The sequence below is a fragment of the Aeromonas sp. 601027 genome, from assembly GCF_049174455.1.
Taxonomy (GTDB): Bacteria; Pseudomonadota; Gammaproteobacteria; order Enterobacterales; family Aeromonadaceae; genus Aeromonas; species Aeromonas veronii_A.
This window is the reverse complement of the sequence record NZ_JAAKTN010000001.1, coordinates 405,121-430,342: the sequence shown is the minus strand read 5'-3', so window position 1 is coordinate 430,342 and position 25,222 is coordinate 405,121. Positions and strand designations below refer to the sequence as shown.

The window sequence follows — 25,222 nt, the reverse complement described above, 5'->3', positions numbered from 1 at the left end:
TTAAACGTCTGCTGATCGCCAACTGTGGTGAATATCACTGTCGTGTGGCTCAACACGCTTCGTACTTGTGCGCCTTGAGCAGCAGGGAGCCCAAATGACCCATCACACTCAAATTAAGCGCCTGCTGATCGCCAATCGCGGCGAAATCGCCGTGCGTATCATCAAGACGGCGAAACGCCTCGGCATCCACACCATCGCCCTCTACTCCGATGCCGACGCCCATGCCATGCACACCCGTCTGGCCGATGAGGCCTGGCATCTAGGGCCCGCACCGGCCAGAGAGAGCTATCTCGACACCAGCAAGGTGCTGAAGATTGCCAAAGAGGCGCGTGCCGATGCCATCCATCCCGGTTACGGCTTTCTGTCGGAAAACAGCGATTTTGCCACCGCCTGCGAACAGCGCGGCCTGCGCTTTGTCGGCCCAAGCGGCGCCGCCATTCTCGCCATGGGCGACAAATCAGGCGCCAAGGCGCTGATGCAGGCTGCCGGCGTACCTGTGCTGCCCGGCTATCACGGCACGGATCAGCGGCCGGACTTCTTGCGCGATCAGGCGAGCCAGATTGGCTTCCCGCTACTTATCAAGGCCGCCAGTGGCGGCGGTGGCAAGGGGATGCGCCGGGTCGATCAGCTGGCCGACTTTGACGAGTCGCTGGCGGCAGTCAAACGGGAAGCCAAGGCTGCCTTTGGTGACGATCTGGTACTGCTCGAGCGCTATCTGCCCCTGGCTCGCCACGTGGAAGTACAGGTCTTTGCCGATAGCCTCGGCAACGCCATCTATCTGGGGGACAGGGACTGCTCCTTGCAGCGACGCCATCAGAAGGTGATCGAAGAGGCACCCGCCCCCGACATCCCTCCGGCTCTGCGCCGCGCCATGGGGGAGGCAGCCGTGGCCGCAGCCAAGGCCATCCATTATCAGGGGGCTGGCACCATCGAGTTCCTGCTCTGCAAGGATGAGTTCTTCTTTATGGAGATGAACACCCGGCTGCAGGTAGAGCATCCGGTCACCGAAGCGGTGACCGGGCAGGATCTGGTGGCCTGGCAGCTGGCCGTGGCCGAAGGCAAGCCACTGCCACTCTCTCAGGAGGAAGTGGTGCTGCGCGGCCATGCGGTGGAGGCGCGCCTCTACGCCGAGGATGTTGCGGCCGGTTTTCTGCCTGCCAGCGGGCCTATCCACTGGCTCCACTGGCCCGTTGGCGTGCGCATCGACACCGGCGTGACCGCTGGCGATGAGGTCAGCCCCTATTACGATCCCATGATCGCCAAGCTGATCGCCCACGGCCAGAACCGCGCCGAGGCGTTCGCCAAACTGGCCGATGCGCTGGCGGCACTGGAGCTCGGCCCACTGGTGCATAACGGCCCGCTACTGCTGCGCCTGTGTGAAGAGCCCGACGTCTTGGCTATGCGCCACCATACCCAGTGGCCCATACCCACCACAGCACGGCCCATTCCTGAGCTCGCCTGGCCGCTGGCCGCCTTCTGGCTGGCGAGCCGCCCTGCGGGCACCTCCCCCTGGCAGCAAGCCTGCGGATTTCGGCTGGGGCCGGATCGCTGCTGGGCAGCGGCGGTGCGCATCGGTGATGAGCACCGGGTATTGACCCTTAACGATCATGGCGGCCAGTTTGAGTGGCAAGCGGAGACTCATTGCTACCAGAGAGGTGACGATAATATCCGGCTGCAGCAGGGTGGCTGCTGGCAACAGATCCCAATTCAGACGGTCACAGGCCCGGAGGCAACCTTCATCATGACCCTGGAGGGCCAGCGCATCCGCTTCGCGGCCGATGATCAGCAGCACAGCCACCACCATGAGCAAGCAAACGAGAAGGTGCAGGGCGCCATCGCCCCCATGCACGGCATAGTGGTAGCCGTGCTGATCGAGCAGGGGCAAACAGTCAGCAAGGGGCAACCCCTGCTGGTGCTGGAGGCGATGAAGATGGAACACCAGTTGCGCGCAGAGCGGGACGGGGTAATTGAAGCCCTGCAGTGCAAGCAGGGTGAGCAGGTGAGCCAGGGGGCCGTGCTGGTGCGCTTTGCCGAAGAGACTGCTTCACAGGAGGAACATCCATGAACCGATCACAGGACGTCCGTGACGACAGGGTCAGTTTGGTGGAGATGGGGCCGCGAGATGGCCTGCAAAATGAAGCTGCGCCCCTCTCTCTGGTACAGCGGCTGGAGCTGATCCAGCGCCTTACCGACAGCGGCCTGCAACGCATCGAGGTGGGTGCCTTTGTCTCTGCCAAAAAAGTGCCGCAGATGGCGGACTCCGCAGCGCTGTTCGAGGCACTGCCGCGCAAGGGCTCAACCCGTTACGGCGCACTGGTGCCCAATCTGCAAGGCTTGCAGGCAGCCATTGCCGCCCGCGCCGACGAGATTGGCCTCTTCACCGCCTGCTCTGACGGTTTTAACCGCGCCAATATCGGCATCAGCGTGGAGGAGTCGCTGGTGCGCTTCGCCCCGCTGGTGCAGGAGGCGCGCCGCCTCGGCATCAAGGTGCGTGGCTACCTCTCCACCGTCATCGCCTGCCCGTTCGATGGCCCGACCCGCCCGAAACGGGTCGCCGCCATGGCCGAACAGTTGCTGGATCTTGGCTGCCACGAAATTTCGCTGGGGGACACCATAGGCGTTGGCACCCCGGGCACGGTGGCGCCCATGCTGGATGCGGTGCTGCACGAGATCCCGGCGGGTCGACTCGCGGTCCATTTTCACGACACCTACGGCCAGGGCTTGGCCAACCTGCTACCCGCGCTGGAGCGCGGCATTCGCACCATCGACTGCTCGGTGGCGGGGCTTGGCGGCTGCCCCTATGCCCCGGGCGCCTCCGGCAATGTGGCGTCAGAAGAGGTGGTCTACCTGCTGCACGGCCTTGGCATGACGACCGGGGTGGATCTCGACAAACTGGCGGCCACCGGCCAGTGGGTCAGCGAGCAGCTCGCTCGCCCCAACGGCTCGCGGGTCGGTCAGGCCCTGCACGCCAATGCCGAGCGGCTGCGTGCCCGCCTCTGCCAGCCACACGCCCAGCAACAGGAGTCATGACCATGCCCCGTTCCCTGCCCGGCAAGGAGATCACCTACAGCATTTCGGAGCTGGCCCACGAGTTCGATGTCACGCCGCGCACCATCCGCTACTACGAGGATGAGGGGCTGCTCACCCCGCTGCGGGAGGGGCAAACCCGCATCTACAGCCATCGGGACAAGATCCGGCTCAAGTTGACCCTGCGCGGCAAACGGCTGGGGTTTAGCCTGGCCGAGATCCGCGAGCTGTTCGATATGTACGACACCGACAAATCGAGCAAAACCCAGCTCCACTCCATGATCCAGCTGATCGAGGCAAAACGCGGCGCCCTGCGCCAGCAACTGGAGGATATCCAGATGGTGATGGCCGAGCTGGAAGCCGCCGAACAGCGCTGTGTTAATTCCCTTAACAGCTTGAAAACTGGCGCAGATTAACCGAATCTGGGAGCAAGCTATTGCCCTGGGGATCCCATGAGATATTGGTGCTGGTTTTTGCTCTTGTTCAGCCTCTCTGGCTGGAGCCATCCCCTCATCAAGGTTGGCGGATACCCCTATGCCCCCTTTGTGGTCAAACTCCCCGATTCCCGCTATGAAGGGCTGACGCTGGACCTCATCGCCAAGCTAAACGAGATCCAGCAAGAGGTAAGATTCGTGTTTGTTCCCACCTCGGCCGCCAACCGTTACAAGGCGCTCGATCTGGGCCGTTTCTCGCTGATGCTGTTTGAAGACACCAAGTGGGGCTGGGACACAGATAAATTCAAGATGACAGCACCCTTCCTCGGTGGTGGCGAGGTCTATGTGGCCCTGAACAAAACGGGTCGGGATCAGCGCTTTTTCGATGACCCCTCTCGGCATCATCTTATCGGGGTGACCGGCTACCACTACGGCGTCGGCCAGTTCAATGCTGATCCCCTCTACCTGCAGCGCAAGCTCAATATCACCCTGGTCAAGGACAACATCAGCGCCCTGCAAGCCCTGCTCAAAGGGCGTGGCGAGGTAGCCATTCTCAACGTTTCCTACCTTAACCAGTATCTGCTGGCCCATCCCGACACCGCCGACCAGCTGCTGATCTCGCAAAAATGGGATCAACAGTATCAGCACCGCGCCATCCTTCACCCTGCGGCCCCCATTACCCCTGCCCAGCTGGAACAGTGGCTCGCAGCGCTGCAAAAAAAGGGGGAACTGGATCGCCTTTGGACAAAGTACGGCGTACAACAGCACGCAACCCCATGATTACTATCCAGCTTTTCTGTACCATGGTGGGAACCAAATGGGAGTGCACCAAATGAACACCACCGAGCCCGCGTCCCCCAAGCTCCGCTTGCTGCGCTACCTTGCCTACGCTTTCCTGCTGCTTCTTATCCTGATCACCCTGCTGCTGTGGCAAACCCCCCGTCTGGTCCAGCGCTATCTGCCCGGCTGGCTGGCCGAGCACTACGGCCTGCAACTGACGCTGGGTGAGATTGACGTAGGGCTGCGCAACCCTTCTCTCACCCTCGGCGCGACTGCCCTGCTCGATGCCAAACAGCAGCCTATCATCCGTTTTGAGCAGCTCTTTATCACCCCAAACCTGCAAGCCAGCTGGCAGCAGAAAGGGGTCGTGCTTTCCGCCGTCACCCTGACCAACCCCGTGGCGCTGCTGCAACGGCTGACAGACAAAAAAGGGGAGGTTCGACTCAATCTGACCGATGCGCTGGCGCCCCTGCTCGCCCCTGCGCCCTCCCCCGAGCCCGAAACAGCCAGCGCCCCGCTGCTGGTCGATATTGCCAGCGTCAATGTCACTGACGGGCATGTGCGCTATCAGGATCAACGCAAGGAGAGCGAACCCGGCTGGTTGCCGCCTCTCAATCTGGAGAAAGTGACCCTCAAACTCGATAACCTGCGTACCGAGGCAAACCATCCGACCGCCTATCAGCTGAGCGCCGCCATCAACGGCAAAAGCAGCCTCGCCGCTCACGGCAAACTCGATGTGATGAGCGGCATGGGTCAGGGTAAGGTGAGCCTCAAGCAGGTCGAGCTGAAACCCTTCGCCCCGCTCTGGGCACCCTATCTCAAGCTGGATCTGGCCAAGGGCCACGCCAATACAGAGGTGGAGTACCAGCTTAAAGAGGGCAAGCAAGGGGTACTGTGGCAATTGTCCAAAGGCAAGCTGACGCTGGACAACTGGCAGCTTAAAAAACACAAGGGCGACGAATTTGCCCGCTTCGGCCAGCTGGCCCTGAGCGAATTGGCTGTTGATGGCCAGAAACAGTCGCTCCAGATCGGCAAGGTGACCCTGCAACAGCCCCTGCTCAAGGCCACCCTCAACCCACAGCAGGAGCTTGATCTGGCTGGCTTGCTGATTGAACAGGCCCCCGCCAAACCCGCCAAAGGGGCCCACGCCGCAAACGAGGTGGCCAACAATGCGGCGCCCAAGTCGGCACAACAAGCAAAGACAGCCGGTAACGGCAAGAAACATACGCCAGACAAACCCTGGCAGTGGCAGATCAAGCAGATCCTTATCGACAAGGGCGATCTCACCCTCACCGAATCGAGCAGCGGCAAACCGCAGGCGCGCCAGTTCTCCGGCCTCAAGCTGGCGCTGGGGCCACTGGGCAGCAAGGGGGAGCAACCGAGCAAACTGACTCTGGCCACCCAGTTCAACCAGAGCAGCCCCCTCGCCTTTGATGGCCAACTGACCCTGACTCCTTTCACCTTAAGCGGCGACATCAACCAGCAGGGGCTGCCCCTGACACTGGCACAGCCCTATCTGGCCGATCTGGTACGCATTAAGGTGCAAAACGGGCTGCTGAGCAGCAAGACCCGCCTCGATCTCGCCACCACCGCCCAAGGAGATCTGAGCAAGCTGACCCTGCAGGGGGGGCTCGATGTCAACGGGCTCAAAGTAGTCGATCGGGCAGACAATCAGCGGCTGCTGGAGTTCAACACCCTGGCTCTCACCGGTCTGACGTACGACGGCATTAGCCAGCAGATGCGGATCAAGGAGATTGCCCTGAACAAGCCCTTCGCCCGCATCGAGATCAACGAAGATGGCACCACCAACCTGCAACAGCTGCTGTTGCCGCAACCGGCGGCAACCAAAAGTACTCAAGCGGCGGCAGGCAGCAAGACTCCCGACTTTCGTTTTACCATTGACCAACTGCGCACAGAGCAGGGCAACCTGCGCTTTGCCGACCGCAGCCTGAGTCAGGATTTTGTGGCCGATATCGCCTCGCTGGGCGGCCAGAGTCGCCATATCAGCAATATTCCGGGGCAACGCTCCGATCTCGCCTTCAACGGCAAGGTGGATCGCTATGCGCCAGTGACCATTCGCGGCGGTACCAACTTGCTGGTGGCCAACCCAATCCTCGACATCGCGGTCGCTTTCCACAATCTGGAGCTCACCACCTTCACCCCCTATTCGGGCACCTATGCCGGTTATGCCATCGACAAGGGGCAGCTCTCCATGAAGCTGCACTACAAGCTGGAGGGCAATCGGCTGGAGGGGGATAACGACATCACAATCAAGAAGCTGCAACTGGGCGAGAAGATCAAGAGCGATCAGGCCAAGGATCTGCCGCTGGGGCTGGCCATCGCCCTGCTAAGCGATGCCAACGGGGTGATACAGATGAACCTCAAGGTGAAGGGGGATCTCGATCAACCGGACTTCAGCATCGGCAATATCTTCTGGGATGTGCTGGGCAACACCCTGAGCAAGGCGATCACCTCCCCCTTCTCCCTGCTCGCCTCGCTGGCCGATGGCACCGAAGATCTCGACGAACTTCCCTTCCTGCCGGGGGATCCCGATCTCACCCCCACCCAGCAGGAGAAACTGGTCAAGCTGGCGCAGGCCCTCAAGGATAGACCCAAGCTCAGCATGAACATTCGCGGCAAGGTCAACTTCAACGAGGAGCGCCCCATCCTGCAACGGCAAAAGCTGGAGCGGGTACTGGCCAAGCTCACCGGCAATCAGGCGGATCTCGACCTGCTGGAACAGGACCCCGCCCTGCAAGAGGCGCTGGCCCAAGCCTATGAAGAGCGCTTTGGCGAAGATCTGGATGATCTGGCCGATCGCCTCCATCTGGATGAAGAGAACGCAGCACTGCGGGCCCAGGCGGTGATCCTGCTGCGGGATCAGCAGCTCATCACCGCCAAATCCCTGCGCAATCTTGCCATGCGCCGGGCGCAAAATACCAAGGAGTTTCTGGTCGACAGCCAGGGGATCGCCCCGGAGCGGCTGTTCGTGCTCGACAGCCAGGTCAAGGAAGAGGACAAGGAAGCCAAAGTGATCCTGACACTGGATCAGTAAGGCCGCCGCACTGCGCAAATGCGTAATAAAAATACAACCCCTCAACTATTTTGACACCTTTTGCTCACCAAACAGCCTGTCTTGGTGAGCATTTGGCCTCTGATGCAAATAATCACGTAGTTTTTTTACGATTTATCCCCCTTGCCCCCTTGCGGGCGCGCCGCAGCCTGCCTAAAATCGCGCGTCTTTTGTTAACCCCCACCTCTATTTTTGGAGAACGCCACGTGAGCGAAAAATTGGCCAACCCTGCCCCTCTGGGTCTGATGGGTTTCGGTATGACCACAATCCTGCTGAACATCCATAACGCAGGTTTCTTCCCCATCAGCGCCATGATCCTGGCCATGGGCCTGTGCTACGGCGGCATCGCCCAGATCATCGCTGGCATCATGGAGTACAAGCGTGGCAACACCTTCGGTGTGACCGCGTTCACCTCCTACGGCCTGTTCTGGCTGAGCCTGGTGTTCCTGCTGATCATGCCGACCATGGGTCTGGCCGAAGCCACTCCGCACGCCTACATGGGCTGGTATCTGCTGATGTGGGGCATGTTCACCCTGTTCATGCTGGTTGGCACCATCAACTACCCGCGCGCCAAGCAGTTCGTGTTCGCCTCCCTGACCGTGCTGTTCTTCCTGCTGGCCGCCCGTGACTTCACCGGCAGCACCCTGATCGGCACCATCGCCGGTTTCGAAGGCATCATCTGTGGCGCCAGCGCCATCTACCTGGCCATGGCCACCGTGATCAACGAGCAGTTCGGCCGCACCGTGATGCCGATCGGCGATCACAAGAAAGCCGCCGCCGTACAGCTGAAAGCCGCTGCCTGATAGGCAAGCCACTCAGATTGTGAAAAAGGCACCCTCGGGTGCCTTTTTGCTATTTCGAATAACCATTCAACCGATCGGTTATCAGGTAAGTGACCCGGCGTCCGCTTCTCCCGCCAGCAAGCGGGTCGCGGGAAAACGCTGCGCGGGATCCTGGCTAAAGAACTGGCTTAGTTGCCGGTATACCGCGGAATAGACCTGCTGCAGCCGCAGCGGATCGGTAAAGAAACATTCGCAGCTGACGGCAAAAAATTCGGCGGGATGTTCGGCCGCATAGGGATCGATATCGGTCACTTCGTCCCGGTCGAGTTGTTGGCAGAGCGCATCGAAGGCAGCCTGAAAGGCCTGTTGCCACAGCTGGCTGCTCATCTGCCCCGGCAACGGCGGCGCACCGTCCGCCTCACCACCCAGCATATCGAGTTTGTGGGCCAGCTCGTGGATCACCAGATTAAAGCCGTCCCAGTCACCATCCTGCTGCAGCTCGCTCCAGGCCAGCACCAGCGGCCCTTGCGGCCAGGATTCACCGGCGTTCTCCTCTTCAAACTCGCTCACCAGCCCGAACTCATCCTGCACCTCCTGGCGCCGGGTGACGGGTTCGGGAATGATGATGATTTCGTGAAAGCCGCGATACCAGTCAAGGCCGAGATGAAGAATGGGCAACGCCGCCTGCAGCGCCAGCACCGCCTGTTGACGGCGGCTGAGCTCGACCCCGATCAGGGTCAGGGTCTTGCGCTTGAGTAGCTGTTGCCCCAAGCCGATAAGCGTTGTCTGCTCGGTGTCGCTGAGCCCTTGCAAGATGGGCACAGCCGCCAGCGCCTGACGCCACAATGCCAACTCATCCTCACTCATGGACGTTTGCGGGCGACCACCCAGCCATTTGAACCATCCCAGCACGCCTACTCCTTCTTTTGATGCAAAAAACAGGTTACAGCAGTTTGACGAACCGTTTCGGCCGCTCCTGATAATCCTGCGCCAGATAGAAACGGTGGGCCGCCTCGCGCTTGAGACTGCTGGATAGCTCCAGCTGGGCGCAACCTGCGGCCCGCGCCATCGCTTCTGCTCCTTTGAGCAAGGCTGCGCCCACTCCCGCCCCTCTTGCCCCTTCATCGACAACCAGCGCCGAGATCAGGCCCCAAGCTGGTGCAACATGCAGCGGTGCCAGCTTGTGCCACACCAGCACGCCGACCACCTTGTCGGCCAGGGATGCGAGCAGCACAACGCTCGCGGGATCCGGCGCCAACAGGCGCGCCGTGACGTCAGCGTCTTCGGCAGGATACCCCAATTGGGTGAACAGGTGGGCGATGGCGCTCCCGTCGTCGGCCTCGGGGGGACGGATCGTCAACGGCTCAGGGTCATTTTTCATTGTTGGCCTCATGTTTGCTTTCCATTGTGTTACGCCCGTCACATTGTCTGGCGCAGATCAACAAGGAGGATCTCATCTTTACTCATAGAAAACGCTGCATGCCATTATCCCCCCACCCTTGTCAATTCACAAATTTGCAACAAGGCAACATTTTTCGCTGGGAAGCACCGATACAACTCGATATGTTACAAGCCATGCATGGCGCGTGTTTGCGCTCTGCTTAACCCCTCAACCTCGCGCTCATTTGTTAACTGGATTGTTAACAAACAGAGCCGAAAACAGTGACAGAGAGCGAGGCCAAGATCTCGCCAAGACAGCGCCACAAACACAACAAAGGAGTTGTTGTACATGAATGAAATCGTCAATGCCATCAATGGTGTAATCTGGAGCCCTGCGCTCATCTACCTGTGTCTGGGGGTCGGTCTTTACTTCTCCCTGCGCACCCGTTTTTTGCAACTGCGTCATATCAAAGAGATGGTGCGCCTGATGTTTGATGGCAAGAGCACCGATGCCGGTGTCTCCTCCTTCCAGGCGCTGGCCATGACCCTGGCCGGTCGCGTGGGTACCGGTAACATCGCCGGTGTGGCCACCGCCATCACCTTCGGTGGCCCGGGCGCCCTGTTCTGGATGTGGATGGTTGCCTTCCTCGGCGCCAGCTCCGCCTTCGTGGAGTCCACTCTGGGTCAAGTTTACAAAGAGAAGATCAACGGTGAATACCGCGGCGGCCCGGCCTTCTACATCGAGAAAGGGCTTGGCATGAAGTGGTACGCCTGGACCTTCGCCATCGCGACCGTCTTCGCCTGCGGCGTGCTGCTGCCGGGCGTGCAGGCCAACTCCATCGGTTCAAGCCTGCAGACCGCCTTTAATATCGATCCGAACGTCACAGCCGCCGGTCTGGCGCTGCTGCTCGGCTTTATTATCTTCGGTGGCGTCAAGCGCATCGCCAACTTCGCCAGTACCGTAGTACCCTTTATGGCGCTGGGCTACATCATCGTGGCTTGCGTCATCATCGCCCTCAATATCGGCCAGCTGCCGGGCGTGATCCTGCTGATCTGGAAGAGCGCCTTCGGTCTGGATGCCGGTTTCGGTGCCATTCTGGGTCTGGCCATCATGTGGGGGGTAAAACGCGGGGTCTACTCCAACGAAGCGGGTCAGGGTACCGGGCCGCATGCCTCCTCTGCTGCGGCAGTGAGTCACCCGGCGAAGCAGGGTCTGGTGCAGGCGTTCTCCGTCTATATCGACACCCTGTTCGTCTGCTCCGCCACCGGCTTTATGCTGCTGATCACCGGCCTCTATAACGTACAAGGGCCGGACGGCGCCGCCATCTACACGGGTATTGCCGGTATCGCAGCAGGCCCGGGCTATGTGCAGACCGCCATGGAGAGCATGATGCCGGGCTTTGGCAGCATTTTCGTGGCCATCGCGCTGTTCTTCTTCGCGTTCACCACCATCGTTGCCTACTACTACATCGCCGAAACCAACATCGCCTACATCAACCGCAAGATAAATCGCCCCTGGCTCACCTTCTTGCTGAAGATTGCGCTGATGGCTGCCACTGTCTACGGCACCGTCAAGACGGCAGATCTGGCGTGGGGCATGGGTGATATCGGGGTCGGCCTGATGGCATGGCTCAACATCATCGCCATCCTGCTGCTGCAAAAAACCGCCTTCACCTGTCTGAAGGATTATGAAGCGCAGCAGGCACAAGGGATTGACCCCGTATTCCACCCGGAGAAGCTCGGCATCAAGAACGCCGATTACTGGGTGGGCAAACGCTCCGAAGAGAACTTGGAGCGGGAGAAATCGGGCCATCAGTTCGAGCCGGATCAGGATCGCAAGATCTCCTAAACCGACACGAAATAACCGTTCGATAAAAATGGCAGCCTCGGCTGCCATTTCTTTTTCCTGTCACCTCATCTCAGAGCGGATTGCGGCGCGGCCCGAAGGGCAGGCGCCAGCGAAACAGGCTGTTAAGGGTGGCCCGCCACTGATTGGGTCGCCCCAGGATCTGCTTTTGCAAGCGGGTCTCTTCCTTCAGCATCGCCTCATCGCTGCGGGCCCAGGCCTGACTGTAGAGCTGCTTGATCCCCGCCAGTGCATCCGGCGACTTGGTGATAAGAGTGCGGGCAAACTCCCGCGCCTCCACCAGCGGATCGGCGCAGACCCGACTCACCAGCCCGAGGGATTTGGCCTCGATGGCATCCAGCTCGCGCCCGCTCATGGCCAGCTCCATGGCGGTATCCACTCCCATCAGGTTGCGCATGGTGACGCTACCGCTCATATCGGGAATGATGCCCCACTTGATCTCCATCACCGAGAAGCGGCAATCGGGGGTGCTGAAGCGAAAATCGGCGCCGAGCGCAATCTGCAAGCCACCGCCAAAACAGACTCCCTGGGTCACCGCAATCACCGGCACCGGCAGCTGGTGCCAGCCATAGGCAACCCGCTGGGCCAGATTGGTCGCCTCGTCTGCTTCACGCTTGAGAATATCGAGCGCCGCTACCGGCTGTCTCAGCATGGATTTCACATCCAGCCCGGCGCAGAAGGCTCGCCCCTCGCCATGCAGGATCACCGCCCGCAGCCCCTTGTGCCGGGCGAGCTGCGTCAATGTCTCATCGATGGCGCTGAACATGGCGCGGTCCAGCGCATTGAGTTTGTCCCCCCGCGTCAGCATCACTTCGGCAATCCCGTCGTGGATCTCGCACTTGATCCTTGGTTTTTCCATCTCCCTTGTCCTCCCCTTGATCCCTGAAACTGACTCACTGGTCATACCACCACGTTATCAGAGTGTGAACAGGCGGTACAGCTGAGACTAAAGTCGGCTGGTCGCCTCCCCCTCCCTTTGTCACACTGGGAGCTGCATGAGTGCCGCAAGCCAGCAGAGGACGCTGTCATGTCAACCCTGTTCAATTTTGCCAGACCACCGTTCGACCGACTGGGCGAGGAGGCGCGCGAGCGGCTCTCCCGTCACCTCTCGCTCTGCTATTTTCGGGCTGGGGATCTGCTGCTCCAGGAGGGGAACGAGCCTCCCGGCCTCTATCTCATCATCAAGGGGGCGGTGGAAGAGTCGGCCCCTCACCACCAGTTTGGTGATTACGGGGTCGATGACCTGTTCGATGTGCGCGCCCAGTTTGATGGCCGCTGCCGCCACCGCTTCACCGCGCTGGAAGATAGCCTCTGTCAGCTCATTCCTCGCCACACCTTTCTGTCGCTCTGTGAGCAGGATCCGCAGTTTGCCAGCTACTTCACCGCCAATCTGGCCGAGCGTCAGCGCCAGCAAGAGCAGCGCGAACAGCTGGGTCAGAAGAATCTGGCGGAATTTATCCTGACCCGCATCGAACCCGGCCACCTGCAGGCACCGCTTATCGTCGACAGCAAACTGTCACTGCTGGCGGCGACCGAAACCATGGTGAGCAAGGGAACCGATTGCCTGCTCTACCCGGCCCACGACGGCTCCCTCACGCTGGCAACCCGCAAGACCTTGCTCCACGCCCTGACCCTCAAGGGATTGCCGCTGACGGCGCCCCTCTCGGTGCTGACCCCCACGCCCCTGATTGGTCTGCCGCTGGAGAGTTATCTGTTTGATGCCCTGCTGCTGATGACCCGCCATCGCATCAAGCGACTGGTGGTGTGGCGCGGCAACGAGGTGACGGGGATCCTGCAACTGACTCAGGTGCTGGGGCTCTTCTCTACCCACTCCCACGTGTTGACGTTGCGTATCGCACGTGCCGACAGCCTGCCCGCGCTGGAGGCGGTGGCCCGCGAACAGCAACAATTGACCCGCTCGCTGTTTGCCCAAGGGATCCACACCGCCTTTTTGATGAAACTGATCGCCACCATCAACGAACAGCTGATCGCCAAAGCCTTTGCGCTGGTGCTTCCCCCCGAGGTGCAGGATAAGGTCTGCCTGCTGATGCTGGGCTCGGAGGGGCGCGGCGAGCAGATCCTCAAAACCGATCAGGACAACGCCCTGATCCTGCCAGAAGGGCTGGCATGGCCCACCCAGGCAGCCGATCTGGCCGAATTCAGCGCCCTGCTGGAGCGACTCGGCTACCCGCTGTGCCCCGGGCAGGTGATGGTGAACAATCCGGCCTGGGTAAAAACAGGCAGCGAGTGGCAAAGCGCCATTGCCAGCGCCTGCACCACGGCCAGTGAGGAGGAGCTGCTCTGGCTGGCTACTCTCGCGGATGCTCACCCCATATCAGGGGATCGTCAGCTCCATCTGCCGATTGCCAGAGCGCTGCGCGAGCAGCTGGCCGACAGGCGGGATCTGCTGGCGGAGATGGTGCGACCGGCAGTGGCCTTTCATGCCCCCCTCACCCTGTTTGGCCGGCTGGAGCAGCCACCGGAAGGGCTGGATCTGAAGCGGGGCGGCTTGTTCCCGCTGGTGCACGGTATCCGCATGCTGGCCATTGAGGCAGGCATTCTGGAGACCTCGACCCTGGGACGCATCGATGCGCTGGTGGCTGCCGAGCGGCTCAGTGCCGACTATGGCAGCAATCTGGCAGAGGCGTTTCGGCTCTTTATCCGGCTGAGGCTGCGCAGCCAGCTCAAGGGGGGCAATAGTCGGGTGCTGACAAGCGAGCTTAGCCACAGTGAGCGGGATCTGTTGCGTCAGGCGCTGCATCAGGTTAAGAAGTTCCAGCAGTGGCTCACCTTGCACTTTCGTCTGAGACAATAGTCATGTTGAGCCGCGCTCGACGCTACTGGTATGGCCGCGGGTTCCGAACGGGCGAGTTCGCGCCGCTCTTTGCCACCACACCGAAAGATGAACGGATCGCTCTCGATTTCGAGACCACCAGTCTCGATCCCGAGCAGGCCGAGATCGTCTCCATCGGGGCGGTGCGCATTCAGGGGAACCGGCTGCTGACCGGCGAGGCCCTCGCCATCAAAGTACAGCCACCGGCCAGCCTGACCGGCCAATCTGTGGTGATCCATGGTCTGCGCCATCAGGATCTGCAACAGGGGATGACGCTGGAAGCCGCGCTGCACCTGCTGCTCGACTTTATCGGCCCGCGTGAACTGGTGGGCTATCACATCGCCTACGACCTGCGCATTCTCAATCTTGCCTGCCAGAAATTGTGGGGATTGACCCTGCCCCAGCGAGGGATCGAGGTGAGCCAGCTCTATCACGACCACCTCTATCGCCGCTATCCCGATGCGGCCATTGACCTCCACTTAAGTGCCATCTGCAGCCACCTTGAACTCCCATCCCTGCCCGCCCACGACGCCCTTGCCGATGCCACCACGGCCGCGCTCATCTACCTGCGCCTGACCTGCGGCTCGCCGCTCACTTATCCCAAAGTCTAATTGTCGAGAAATAACATTTAATTCACATTTTGCTTACATGAGCAGATTACCTGCTCGTCGGGGTTACCCCATCCACCGCTGACACTCATGTCATGGAGAACTGCAATGGAACAGCAAAGCTATCTGAGGATCCAGCAAGATCCCAACTTCCAGGAGCTGGTCGCCAAGCGCCAGCGTTTTGCCTGGGCCCTCTCGGCTCTGATGCTGGGACTCTACCTGGCGTTTATTCTGCTCATCGCCTTTGCCCCCGGTTGGCTCGGCACCCCCTTGAGCGAAGGGTCGACCATTACTCGCGGCATTCCTGTCGGGGTAGGATTGATCCTCTCCTCCTTCGTGTTGACCGGCGTCTATGTGTTTCGCGCCAACGGCGAGTTTGATGAACTGAACCAGAAGATCCTCAAAGGGGTGCAATCATGAAAGGCAAGTTGCTGCTGTTGACCTCACTGGCCTCCTCTCCCCTGCTGGCGGCCGATGCAATCTCTGGCGCCGTGGAGCGTCAGCCCCTTAATGTCGCCGCCATCGTGATGTTTCTGGTGTTTGTGGCCGCTACCCTGTTCATCACCTACTGGGCCTCCAAGCGCAACCGCTCGGCTTCCGACTACTATGCTGCCGGTGGCCGTATCACCGGCTTCCAGAACGGTCTGGCCATCGCCGGTGACTATATGTCCGCCGCCTCTTTCCTCGGGATCTCCGCGCTGGTCTACACCTCCGGCTATGACGGCCTCATCTACTCCATCGGCTTTCTGGTGGGCTGGCCCATCATTCTGTTCCTGATCGCCGAACGGCTGCGCAATCTCGGCAAATACACCTTCGCCGATGTTGCCTCCTATCGTCTGAAGCAGACTGAAGTGCGTACCCTCTCCGCCTGCGGCTCGCTGGTGGTGGTCGCCCTCTACCTGATCGCCCAGATGGTCGGTGCCGGCAAACTGATCGAGCTGCTGTTTGGCCTGCAATACCATGTGGCCGTGGTGCTGGTCGGTATCCTGATGGTGCTCTACGTGCTGTTTGGCGGCATGCTGGCCACTACCTGGGTGCAGATCATCAAGGCAGTGATGCTGCTCTCCGGTGCCAGCTTCATGGCCATCATGGTCATGAAATCGGTCAACTTCGATATCGGTGCCCTGTTTAGCGAAGCGGTCAAGGTGCACGAGAAAGGGATCGCCATCATGAGCCCGGGTGGCCTGGTTGCTGACCCCATCTCCGCCATCTCGCTCGGGCTGGCATTGATGTTCGGTACCGCCGGTCTGCCACATATCCTGATGCGTTTCTTCACCGTGAGCGATGCCAAGGAAGCGCGTAAATCTGTGTTCTACGCCACCGGCTTTATCGGCTACTTCTACATCCTCACTTTTATCATCGGCTTTGGCGCCATCTTGCTGGTGAGCACCAACCCGGCCTTCAAGGACGCCACCGGCGCCCTGCTGGGCGGCACCAACATGGCGGCAGTCCATCTGGCCAATGCGGTCGGTGGCAGCCTGTTCCTCGGCTTCATCTCCGCCGTGGCATTTGCCACCATTCTGGCGGTAGTTGCCGGATTGACCCTGGCCGGAGCCTCTGCGGTCTCCCATGACCTCTATGCCAGTGTGCTGAAGAAGGGCAAGGCCAACGAGAGCGATGAACTGCGTGTCTCCAAGATGACGACTCTGGTGCTGGGTGTGGTTGCCATTGGTCTGGGGATCCTGTTCGAGAAGCAGAACATCGCCTTCATGGTCGGTCTGGCCTTCTCCATCGCCGCCAGCTGCAACTTCCCGGTGCTGTTCCTCTCCATGTTCTGGTCACGCCTGACCACCCGTGGCGCCGTCTATGGTGGCTGGCTGGGGCTGGTGAGCGCAGTGACCCTGATGATCCTGGGCCCGACCGTGTGGGTGAAAGTACTGGGCCATGCCCAGGCTATCTTCCCCTACGAATACCCTGCCCTCTTCTCCATGGGTTTGGCCTTCATCGGGATCTGGTTCTTCTCCATCACCGACAGCTCCCAGAACGCCGCCGACGAGCATGCCAAGTTCCTGCCGCAGTTCGTTCGCTCCCAAACTGGGCTGGGTGCCTCTGGCGCCACCTCCCACTAACAGATCAAGTTCATCCTTCCAAGCCGGCTTCGCGCCGGCTTTTTTTATTGCCCATCAATCGGCTGCACGCCCCGCTTGCCCCGATCAAGATCACACTTCTCGCTAAAACTTTCGGGGGATCTGTGCCATAATGCGCGCCATTTGACAGACCAATCGGGACACATACCTTGTTAAGCAGCAACAACATCACCATGCAGTTCGGCGCCAAGCCGCTGTTTGAGAACATCAACGTCAAGTTTGGCGGCGGCAACCGCTATGGCCTTATCGGCGCCAACGGCTGTGGCAAGTCCACCTTTATGAAGATCCTCGGTGGTGATCTGGAGCCCACTGGCGGTAATGTGAGCCTGGATGTCAACGAGCGCATCGGTAAGCTGCGTCAGGATCAGTTCGCCTACGAAGATATGCGCGTACTGGACGTGGTCATGATGGGTCACACCGAGCTGTGGGCGGCTATCGCCGAGCGCGATGCCATCTACGCCAACCTCGAAGCCACCGACGAAGACTATATGAAGGCCGCCGAGCTGGAAGGTCTGGTTGCCGAGTATGACGGCTACACCGCCGAAGCGCGCGCAGGCGAGCTGCTGCTGGGTGTCGGCATTCCGCTCGAGCAGCACAACGGCCCGATGAGCGAAGTGGCGCCGGGCTGGAAACTGCGGGTGCTGCTGGCACAGGCGCTGTTCTCCAACCCCGATATCCTGCTGCTGGACGAACCGACCAACAACCTGGATATCAACACCATTCGCTGGCTGGAGCAGGTGCTCAACGATCGTGAAAGCACCATGATCATCATCTCTCACGACCGTCACTTCCTGAACTCCGTCTGTACCCACATGGCGGATCTGGACTACGGCGAGCTGCGCGTTTACCCGGGCAACTACGACGACTACATGCTGGCCGCCACCCAGGCGCGCGAGCGTCTGCTGGCCGACAACGCCAAGAAGAAGGCCCAGATCGCCGATCTGCAATCCTTCGTCTCCCGTTTCAGCGCCAACGCCTCCAAGTCCCGTCAGGCGACCTCCCGTCTCAAGCAGATCGACAAGATCAAGATTGAGGACGTCAAGGTCTCCAGCCGCCAGAACCCCTTCATCCGCTTCGAGCAGGACAAAAAGCTCTATCGCAACATCCTGGAAGTGGAAGGTGTATCCAAGGGTTATGGCGACGGTCCCCTGTTCAAGGGCCTCAACATGATGATGGAAGTGGGCGAGAAGGTCGCCATTCTGGGTACCAACGGTATCGGTAAATCGACTCTGATCAAGACCCTGGTCGGCGCACTGGCTCCGGATACCGGCACCATCAAGTGGTCCGAGAACGCCCAGATCGGTTACTACGCTCAGGATCACGCCGAAGACTTCGACACTGATCTCAACGTGTTCGACTGGATGGCCCAGTGGAAACAGGAGAACGAAGACGAGCAGGCTGTACGCTCCATACTGGGCCGTCTGCTGTTCTCTCAGGACGACATCAAGAAGCCGGTCAAGGTGCTCTCCGGTGGTGAACAGGGTCGCATGCTGTTCGGCAAGCTGATGATGCAGCGCCCCAACATCCTGATCATGGATGAGCCGACCAACCACCTGGACATGGAATCCATCGAATCCTTGAACATGGCGCTGGAGCTCTACCAGGGGACCCTGATCTTCGTCTCCCACGACCGCGAATTCGTCTCCTCTCTGGCGACCCGCATCCTGGAGCTGACTGAAGATGGTATCCGCGACTTCGGCGGCACCTACGAGGATTACCTGCGCACCCAGGGCGTGGTGTAACCCCCGCCTTGCAAGCTCGCAATGAAAAACCGGCACACACGTGCCGGTTTTTTTATATTCCGTATTTAGACGACTGAGATGGCGTATAGCAGTGGTGTGACTACACGCCACAGAGCAGAGGGCAGAGAGCAGAGAGCAGAGAGCAGAGCTTGAATATCCCCCCTCTTGCCCACAGATAAAAAAACGGCTCCATCACGGAGCCGTTTTCAATGGGTTGCGCAGTGCCGATTACTCGACGGTCGCTTCCACACTGGTGAAGTACTCGATCTTGGCCGCTTTGCGCAACTCGTCGATCAGAGACTTGTAATCCACTTGGGCTTTGCCCTGACCCAGCTGAGCTTGCAGCATGGCGGCCATGCCGGATGCGGCGGCAGGTACGTTGACCTTGTCCAGCGCAACTACAACGCGGTCACCATTGGTCTCGGCAACCAGAGCAACGCTCGGCTTGCCGTCGATCGGATGGGGCAGCGTGAACGCCTGGGCAATCAGGTTCTGATCCAGCTCGCGATCGAAACGGGCAACCCCTTTGTGGGTCTCCACTTTCAGACCGAGTGCAGTCAGATCGGCGGTGATGCTCTCACCGACTTTCAGCTTGTCCAGCAGACCCTGGGCCTTGCCACGGGCCACTTCGCTAGCCTTGTCATGCTTGATGGCGGCAATCACCTGCTCTTTCACCTCGGCCAGCGGCTTGACCGCTTTGGGCTTGTGACCAGTGATGTGCAGCACCAGCGCCTTGCCGTCAGCCAGCTCGATCACGTCGGAGTTTGTGTTGTCATCGCGCAGCTGTTCGGAGAACGCAACAGAGAGTACCTTGGGATCGTTCAGCGGAGCCGGAGCAGTCGCCTGGGTGAAGAAATCGGAAGATTGAACCTTCATTCCCATGGCGTCAGCGGTCAGATCCAGCGAGTCCGGGTTTTCGAAGCTGTTGTCAGCCATCTTCTGCTGCTCGGCGAAGAACTTCTCCTTGGCCTTGTCAGCTTGCAGACGAGTGATGGTCTCTTCTTTCACATCGGCAAACGGCTTGGTCTGGGCTGCTTCAACCCCCAGCAGCTTGATGATGTGGAAACCGAACGGGCTCTTCACCACGCCGGAGAGATCGCCAGCCTTGTTCAGGGCGAACGCGGCTTTCTCGAAGGCCGGATCCATCACCCCTTTCTCGAACCAGTCCAGCTCGCCGCCTTTTTTGGCAGAGAAGGTATCGGAAGAGTCAGCCTTGGCCAGCGCAGCGAAATCATCGCCCGCCTTGGCTTTGGCCAGCACGGCTTCTGCTTTCTGCTCGGCCGCTTTCTCATCCTTGCCAAACGGGATCAGGATGTGAGCCACGTGGCGACGCTCGGCACGCTGGAACAGATCCTGGTGCTGATCGTAGTAATCCTGGGCATCCTGCTCGGTGACCTTGATATCCTTGGCGAGGTTGGCAGCGTCCAGCAGCAGATAGTCGACCTTGACCTGCTCGTCGTTCATGAAACGGGCGCCATTGGTCTTGTAGTACTGCTCGAGCTCGTTGTCGGAGACCTGAACGTCAGCCATGTAGTTGGCGGCAGCCAGACGCACCAGACGCAGATCGCGAGTCTGGTTGTAGAGCTTGTCGAGCTGCTCCGCTTCGCCCTTGAGGGAGAATTCGGTGCCCAGCAGGGCGCTCATCAACTGTTGACGCACCATGTCCTGACGCAGGGAGTCACGGAACATTTCGGGAGTCATGCCGGCACGACGGATCAGCTGCAGATAACGGTCATTGTTGAACTTGCCGTTCTCGGCAAATTCCGGCATGGCCACGATGGCTTGCTTGATCTGCTCATCGCTGACGCGCAGACCCAGTTCACGGGCCTTGCTGTCCAGCAGCGCCTGATCGATCAGGCGATCCAGCACACCGCGGCGGAACTGTTTCATGTAATCGGGGTTCGCGGCCAGCTGGCTGAATGCCTCTCCCATCTGGGATTCCATGCGGGCGCGCTCGTTACGGTAGGCATTTTCCAGTGCGGTTGCACTGATTTCTGTGCCGTTGACAGTGGCGGGGGCGGTACGGGCCGGGCCGTTCAGGTAACTACCTACACCAGCCAAGGCAAAGGAGAGGATGATCAGGCCCAAGATAACCTTGGCTACCTTGCCCTGCGCCCCTTCGCGTAGTTTATCCAACATCATGTTTGTACTTATGCTCCCGAACTCGATGGGCGTAAACAATAAAAAGGCGCACCGATTGCGATGCGCCTTGGTCAATCAGTATGAGAGAAGACTCTCTAACTTGTCTGGTCTGCGACCAAGGACGGTAGCCGACGGATATCAGCGACCGACTTAGTTAACAGCGTCTTTCAGGGCCTTACCGGCTTTGAAGGCAGGAACTTTACCAGCAGCGATTTCGATGGTCGCGCCAGTCTGCGGGTTACGGCCTGAACGGGCAGCACGCTCGCGTACAGCGAAAGTACCGAAACCAACCAGAGCAACCTGGTCACCCTCTTTCAGCGCTTCACCAACAGCATCAATGAAGGCATCCAACGCACGGCCAGCGGCAGCTTTGGAGATATCGGCACCGTCTGCAATCTTGTCAATCAGTTGAGATTTATTCACTCTTATATTCCCCTTTTATCGAACACCGCTGCGGCGCTGATTTCCCTGGCCACAACAAGTGGAGGTTTTATAGCAAGCCTCCTGATCAGTTGCAAGTGACAATCTGGCGCAAACCCGCGCCACACAACGCATTGCGACTCATCACGAGTACCCGATCGGTGGTCAAGGCTACTTCCGTTATCGGGCGCATGCAAGCCTTAACCACCCGTCGAATGCGCCAAATTTGCGGCGCATCAACATTTACACGACAGAAACGCGCTCAAACCCCTGCGGATTGTCCTGCAACGCCAATTCCAGCACCTCGTCAATCCAGCGAACCGGATAAATTTCAAGGTCTTGTTTGACGTTTGCCGGGATCTCCTCAAGGTCACGCTCGTTCTCTTTCGGAATAAGCACTCGCTTGATGCCGCCACGATGGGCTGCCAGCAACTTCTCCTTGAGACCGCCGATGGGCAGCACTTCGCCGCGCAAGGTGATCTCCCCTGTCATCGCCACATCAGCACGAACCGGATTACCGGTCAAGCTGGAGACCAGGGCAGTACACATGGCGATACCGGCGCTCGGACCATCTTTGGGGGTGGCCCCTTCCGGTACGTGCACGTGGATATCGCGCTTCTCGTAGAAGTCAGCATTGATCCGCAACTTCTCGGCACGGGTACGCACCACCGTCATGGCCGCCTGAATGGACTCCTGCATCACTTCACCGAGAGAACCGGTATAAGTGAGCTTGCCTTTGCCCGGCATGTTGGTGGTCTCGATGGTAAGCAGATCGCCCCCCACTTCGGTCCACGCCAGACCACATACCTGACCAATCTGGTTCTGGTCGGTGGCTTTGCCGTAATCGAAACGCTGTACCCCGAGGAACTCCTTGAGGTTGGCCTGATTGACCTGAACATGCTTGATGCTCTTGTCCAGCAGGATGCGCTTGACCGCTTTGCGACAAATCTTGGAGATCTCGCGCTCCAGACCACGAACCCCCGCCTCGCGGGTGTAGTAACGGATCACCCCGACCAAAGCAGAATCCTCGATGGTGATCTCGGACTCTTTCAGGCCGTTGCGCTGGATCTGCTTGGCAACCAGATGCTGCTTGGCAATGTTGAGCTTCTCATCTTCGGTGTAACCGGAGAGACGGATCACCTCCATCCGGTCCAGCAAGGGGCCCGGGATGTTCATGGAGTTGGAGGTAGCCACGAACATAACGTCCGACAGGTCATAATCCACTTCCAGATAGTGATCGTTGAAGCTGTTGTTCTGCTCCGGATCCAGCACTTCCAGCAAGGCAGAGGCGGGATCGCCGCGCATGTCCGAGCTCATCTTGTCGATCTCGTCGAGCAGGAACAGCGGGTTCTTCACGCCGACTTTCGCCATCTTCTGGATGAGTTTGCCGGGCATGGAACCGATATAAGTACGGCGGTGACCGCGGATCTCCGCTTCGTCACGCACCCCACCCAGAGCCATCCGCACATATTTGCGGCCTGTCGCCTTGGCGATGGATTGGCCCAACGAGGTCTTGCCCACACCGGGAGGCCCAACCAGACAGAGGATAGGGCCCTTGAGCTTGTTAACCCGTGCCTGTACCGCCAGATATTCGAGGATGCGATCCTTGACCTTCTCGAGGCCATAGTGATCGGCATCCAGCACCTCTTGCGCCTTGCCAAGGTCTTTCTTGACCTTGGATCGCGCCTTCCACGGCACCTGTACCATCCAGTCCACATAGCTGCGCACCACGGTAGCCTCGGCGGACATGGGAGACATCATCTTCAACTTGGAAAGCTCGGCCTGGGCCTTTTCACGGGCATCTTCCGGCATGCCAGCCTCTTCAATCTTGCGATTGAGGGCTTCAAACTCATCCGGGCTATCTTCCAGCTCACCCAGCTCTTTCTGGATGGCCTTCATCTGCTCGTTGAGGTAATACTCGCGCTGACTCTTTTCCATCTGCTTCTTGACGCGAGTACGGATGCGCTTCTCGACCTGCAGCAGGTCAATTTCCGACTCCATCATCGCCATCAGGAATTCGATGCGCTCGGAAACCGAGACGATCTCCAGCACCTTCTGCTTGTCTTCCAGCTTGAGCGGCATGTGGGCCGCCATGGTATCTGCCAGACGCGCAGCATCGTCGATCGCCGAGATCGAGGTCAGTACCTCGGGCGGGATCTTCTTGTTGAGCTTGATATAGCCTTCAAACTGGCCGATGGCGGAGCGAACCAGCACTTCCTGATCCTTCTCCTCAATGGCTTGGGAGGGGATGTATTGGGCCTCGCAGACAAAGAAATCCTTGTCGTCGATCATCCGCTCCAGGCGGGCACGCTGTCCCCCCTCTACCAGCACCTTGACGGTGCCGTCCGGCAGCTTGAGCATCTGCAGAATATTGGCCACTGTCCCGACGGTGAAGATCTCCTCCACAGTCGGCTCATCGGTTGACGCATCCTTCTGGGCCACCAGCAGAACTTTCTTGTCCTGCTCCATGGCCGCTTCCAGACAGCGAATGGATTTTTCCCGCCCCACAAAGAGTGGAATGACCATGTGGGGATAAACCACCACGTCACGAAGAGGCAGGACGGGAATCTCGATGCGTTCTGAACGCTCTAGGTTCATATATGTCCTCTCGGCTTGTTATACCGTTGGCAAAGCGCTTGGCTGAGTATATGGGGGCGCTGAGATGAGATTCAATCGCCGAAACCGCAAAAAGCATGAAAGGGGCAAAAAGCCCCTTCCATTCGATTAAAAATCAGACATTTACTCTGATGCAGCAGCCTGGGTTTCGGGATTTTCGTAGATCATCAAGGGCGCGGAGTCCCCTTTGATCACGGTCTCGTCGATCACCACCTTGCTGACCCCTTCCAGAGAAGGCAGGTCATACATGGTATCCAGCAGCACGGCTTCCACGATGGAACGCAGACCACGAGCACCGGTTTTACGCTCCATCGCCTTGCGAGCAATGGCGTTGAGTGCGTCGTCACGGAACTCCAGCTCGACCCCTTCCAGGTCGAACAACGCAGCGTACTGTTTGGTCAGCGCGTTTTTCGGCTCTTTCAGGATCTGGATAAGGGCTGACTCGTCCAGCTCGGTCAGGGTCGCGACCACCGGCAAACGGCCGATGAACTCGGGGATCAGACCATACTTGATCAGATCTTCCGGCTCTACCTTGGCGAAGGTCTCGCTCAGGGTGGCCTTGGCATCCTTGGATTTCACCTCGGCGCCAAAACCGATACCGGTTCCCTTCACGGAACGCTGCTCGATCACCTTGTCCAGACCGGCAAAGGCACCGCCACAGATGAAGAGGATCTTGGAGGTATCAACCTGCAAGAACTCCTGCTGCGGATGCTTGCGACCACCTTGCGGCGGCACGGAAGCGATGGTCCCTTCGATCAGCTTGAGCAGTGCCTGCTGTACCCCTTCCCCGGAGACATCGCGGGTGATGGAGGGGTTGTCCGACTTGCGGGAGATCTTGTCGATCTCGTCGATATAGACGATGCCACGCTGGGCTTTCTCTACGTCGTAGTCGCACTTTTGCAGCAGCTTCTGGATGATGTTCTCCACGTCCTCGCCCACATAACCGGCTTCGGTCAGGGTGGTCGCATCGGCCATGGTGAACGGCACATCCAGCAGACGAGCCAGAGTCTCGGCCAGCAGGGTTTTACCGCTACCGGTCGGGCCAATCAGCAGGATGTTGGATTTGCCGAGCTCCACACCACTGTTTTCGCCGCTGTTGCGCAGACGCTTGTAGTGGTTGTAGACGGCAACGGCCAACACCTTCTTGGCGTACTCCTGCCCGATCACATAGTCATCGAGATGAGCGCGGATCTGATGAGGGGTCGGCAGCTCGTTACCATCGCGCTTGGGCGAGATCTCGCGGATCTCTTCGCGGATGATGTCGTTGCACAGCTCGACGCACTCATCACATATGTAGACGGAAGGGCCAGCGATCAGCTTGCGCACTTCATGCTGGCTTTTGCCGCAAAAAGAGCAGTAGAGCAGCTTATCACCCTCACCCTTGCGTTTCTCTGTCATTCAGCAACCTCGTTTTATCAATAGAGGATGGAT

At 59.4% G+C, this 25,222-nt stretch carries 19 protein-coding genes; 12 read left to right on the top strand and 7 right to left on the bottom strand.

What is annotated here, in order from left to right; genetic code table 11:
• The first annotated feature begins 94 nt into the window (after nt 1-94).
• The 6 genes from G5193_RS01825 (at nt 95) to G5193_RS01800 (ending at nt 8,117) form a co-directional block, all read left to right on the top strand.
• On the top strand, nt 95-2,065 hold the full coding sequence (locus G5193_RS01825; protein ID WP_421204800.1) for an acetyl/propionyl/methylcrotonyl-CoA carboxylase subunit alpha: 1,971 nt from the start codon (nt 95-97) through the stop codon (nt 2,063-2,065).
• Nucleotides 2,062-3,030 (top strand): hydroxymethylglutaryl-CoA lyase, encoded by a 969-nt coding sequence (locus G5193_RS01820; protein WP_421204799.1) that lies wholly within the window; start codon nt 2,062-2,064, stop codon nt 3,028-3,030. Before G5193_RS01825 ends, G5193_RS01820 begins: the two co-directional genes overlap by 4 nt.
• A gap of 2 nt (nt 3,031-3,032) precedes the next feature.
• The gene (locus tag G5193_RS01815) at nt 3,033-3,443 is read left to right on the top strand and encodes a MerR family transcriptional regulator (protein ID WP_157160929.1); all 411 of its coding nucleotides are present in this window, start codon (nt 3,033-3,035) and stop codon (nt 3,441-3,443) included.
• Nucleotides 3,444-3,479: 36 nt separating this feature from the next.
• Nucleotides 3,480-4,241 (top strand): substrate-binding periplasmic protein, encoded by a 762-nt coding sequence (locus tag G5193_RS01810; RefSeq protein WP_421204798.1) that lies wholly within the window; start codon nt 3,480-3,482, stop codon nt 4,239-4,241.
• Between the two features lie 52 nt (nt 4,242-4,293).
• Nucleotides 4,294-7,296 carry a DUF748 domain-containing protein gene (locus G5193_RS01805; protein WP_421204797.1) on the top strand — a complete coding sequence of 1,001 codons (3,003 nt, stop codon included), beginning with the start codon at nt 4,294-4,296 and terminating at the stop codon, nt 7,294-7,296.
• A 224-nt stretch (nt 7,297-7,520) separates the two neighbouring features.
• Entirely contained in the window at nt 7,521-8,117 is a 597-nt protein-coding gene (locus G5193_RS01800) for an acetate uptake transporter (protein WP_005336948.1), read from the top strand.
• Between the two features lie 81 nt (nt 8,118-8,198).
• Here G5193_RS01800 and G5193_RS01795 read toward each other — a convergent pair whose 3' ends face one another.
• Both G5193_RS01795 and G5193_RS01790 read right to left on the bottom strand, forming a co-directional pair.
• Nucleotides 8,199-8,963 carry a zinc-dependent peptidase gene (locus G5193_RS01795; RefSeq protein ID WP_421204984.1) on the bottom strand — a complete coding sequence of 255 codons (765 nt, stop codon included), beginning with the start codon at nt 8,961-8,963 and terminating at the stop codon, nt 8,199-8,201.
• A 76-nt stretch (nt 8,964-9,039) separates the two neighbouring features.
• Nucleotides 9,040-9,477, bottom strand: a complete 438-nt coding sequence (locus G5193_RS01790; RefSeq protein WP_421204796.1) for a GNAT family N-acetyltransferase — start codon at nt 9,475-9,477, stop codon at nt 9,040-9,042.
• A 348-nt stretch (nt 9,478-9,825) separates the two neighbouring features.
• Between G5193_RS01790 and G5193_RS01785 the strand changes: the two genes are divergently transcribed.
• A complete protein-coding gene (locus G5193_RS01785) occupies nt 9,826-11,325 on the top strand; it encodes an alanine/glycine:cation symporter family protein (RefSeq protein WP_266133921.1) in 1,500 nt (499 codons plus the stop codon).
• 70 nt (nt 11,326-11,395) lie between these two features.
• Here G5193_RS01785 and G5193_RS01780 read toward each other — a convergent pair whose 3' ends face one another.
• The gene (locus G5193_RS01780; RefSeq protein WP_216953774.1) at nt 11,396-12,202 is read right to left on the bottom strand and encodes a crotonase/enoyl-CoA hydratase family protein; all 807 of its coding nucleotides are present in this window, start codon (nt 12,200-12,202) and stop codon (nt 11,396-11,398) included.
• Between the two features lie 168 nt (nt 12,203-12,370).
• On the opposite strand from G5193_RS01780, the gene G5193_RS01775 reads away from it, so the two are divergent.
• From G5193_RS01775 to G5193_RS01755, 5 genes are all read left to right on the top strand, one after another.
• On the top strand, nt 12,371-14,158 hold the full coding sequence (locus G5193_RS01775; RefSeq protein WP_421204795.1) for a putative nucleotidyltransferase substrate binding domain-containing protein: 1,788 nt from the start codon (nt 12,371-12,373) through the stop codon (nt 14,156-14,158).
• A gap of 2 nt (nt 14,159-14,160) precedes the next feature.
• Nucleotides 14,161-14,787 carry a 3'-5' exonuclease gene (locus G5193_RS01770; RefSeq protein WP_421204794.1) on the top strand — a complete coding sequence of 209 codons (627 nt, stop codon included), beginning with the start codon at nt 14,161-14,163 and terminating at the stop codon, nt 14,785-14,787.
• A gap of 105 nt (nt 14,788-14,892) precedes the next feature.
• On the top strand, nt 14,893-15,204 hold the full coding sequence (locus G5193_RS01765) for a DUF485 domain-containing protein (RefSeq protein ID WP_040068110.1): 312 nt from the start codon (nt 14,893-14,895) through the stop codon (nt 15,202-15,204).
• Nucleotides 15,201-16,853 (top strand): cation acetate symporter, encoded by a 1,653-nt coding sequence (locus tag G5193_RS01760; RefSeq protein WP_421204793.1) that lies wholly within the window; start codon nt 15,201-15,203, stop codon nt 16,851-16,853. Before G5193_RS01765 ends, G5193_RS01760 begins: the two co-directional genes overlap by 4 nt.
• A 167-nt stretch (nt 16,854-17,020) precedes the next feature.
• Entirely contained in the window at nt 17,021-18,613 is a 1,593-nt protein-coding gene (locus tag G5193_RS01755) for an ABC-F family ATPase (protein ID WP_058057478.1), read from the top strand.
• A gap of 228 nt (nt 18,614-18,841) precedes the next feature.
• On the opposite strand, the gene ppiD is transcribed toward G5193_RS01755, so the two are convergent.
• The 4 genes from ppiD to clpX all read right to left on the bottom strand — a co-directional run bounded on the left by ppiD (nt 18,842) and on the right by clpX (nt 25,189).
• Nucleotides 18,842-20,755, bottom strand: coding sequence for a peptidylprolyl isomerase (gene ppiD / locus G5193_RS01750; protein ID WP_202005989.1), 1,914 nt, complete (start codon nt 20,753-20,755; stop codon nt 18,842-18,844).
• A 150-nt stretch (nt 20,756-20,905) separates the two neighbouring features.
• Nucleotides 20,906-21,178 (bottom strand): nucleoid-associated protein HU-beta, encoded by a 273-nt coding sequence (gene hupB / locus G5193_RS01745; protein ID WP_005315375.1) that lies wholly within the window; start codon nt 21,176-21,178, stop codon nt 20,906-20,908.
• Between the two features lie 240 nt (nt 21,179-21,418).
• Nucleotides 21,419-23,773 (bottom strand): endopeptidase La, encoded by a 2,355-nt coding sequence (gene lon, locus G5193_RS01740; protein WP_421204792.1) that lies wholly within the window; start codon nt 23,771-23,773, stop codon nt 21,419-21,421.
• A gap of 141 nt (nt 23,774-23,914) precedes the next feature.
• Entirely contained in the window at nt 23,915-25,189 is a 1,275-nt protein-coding gene (clpX, locus tag G5193_RS01735) for an ATP-dependent protease ATP-binding subunit ClpX (RefSeq protein WP_005336977.1), read from the bottom strand.
• Between the last annotated feature and the right edge of the window lie 33 nt (nt 25,190-25,222).

Excerpts from the sequence above, each read along its gene's own strand:
- G5193_RS01820 (WP_421204799.1), top strand. The coding sequence starts at position 2,062 with ATGAACCGATCACAGGACGTCCGTGACGACAGGGTCAGTTTGGTGGAG.
- G5193_RS01810 (WP_421204798.1), top strand. The coding sequence starts at position 3,480 with ATGAGATATTGGTGCTGGTTTTTGCTCTTGTTCAGCCTCTCTGGCTGG.
- G5193_RS01795 (WP_421204984.1), bottom strand. The coding sequence starts at position 8,963 with ATGAGTGAGGATGAGTTGGCATTGTGGCGTCAGGCGCTGGCGGCTGTG.
- lon (WP_421204792.1), bottom strand. The coding sequence starts at position 23,773 with ATGAACCTAGAGCGTTCAGAACGCATCGAGATTCCCGTCCTGCCTCTT.
- G5193_RS01825 (WP_421204800.1), top strand. The coding sequence starts at position 95 with ATGACCCATCACACTCAAATTAAGCGCCTGCTGATCGCCAATCGCGGC.
- G5193_RS01815 (WP_157160929.1), top strand. The coding sequence starts at position 3,033 with ATGCCCCGTTCCCTGCCCGGCAAGGAGATCACCTACAGCATTTCGGAG.
- G5193_RS01770 (WP_421204794.1), top strand. The coding sequence starts at position 14,161 with ATGTTGAGCCGCGCTCGACGCTACTGGTATGGCCGCGGGTTCCGAACG.
- clpX (WP_005336977.1), bottom strand. The coding sequence starts at position 25,189 with ATGACAGAGAAACGCAAGGGTGAGGGTGATAAGCTGCTCTACTGCTCT.
- G5193_RS01775 (WP_421204795.1), top strand. The coding sequence starts at position 12,371 with ATGTCAACCCTGTTCAATTTTGCCAGACCACCGTTCGACCGACTGGGC.
- G5193_RS01760 (WP_421204793.1), top strand. The coding sequence starts at position 15,201 with ATGAAAGGCAAGTTGCTGCTGTTGACCTCACTGGCCTCCTCTCCCCTG.
- G5193_RS01780 (WP_216953774.1), bottom strand. The coding sequence starts at position 12,202 with ATGGAAAAACCAAGGATCAAGTGCGAGATCCACGACGGGATTGCCGAA.
- G5193_RS01790 (WP_421204796.1), bottom strand. The coding sequence starts at position 9,477 with ATGAAAAATGACCCTGAGCCGTTGACGATCCGTCCCCCCGAGGCCGAC.
- G5193_RS01765 (WP_040068110.1), top strand. The coding sequence starts at position 14,893 with ATGGAACAGCAAAGCTATCTGAGGATCCAGCAAGATCCCAACTTCCAG.
- ppiD (WP_202005989.1), bottom strand. The coding sequence starts at position 20,755 with ATGATGTTGGATAAACTACGCGAAGGGGCGCAGGGCAAGGTAGCCAAG.
- G5193_RS01805 (WP_421204797.1), top strand. The coding sequence starts at position 4,294 with ATGAACACCACCGAGCCCGCGTCCCCCAAGCTCCGCTTGCTGCGCTAC.
- G5193_RS01785 (WP_266133921.1), top strand. The coding sequence starts at position 9,826 with ATGAATGAAATCGTCAATGCCATCAATGGTGTAATCTGGAGCCCTGCG.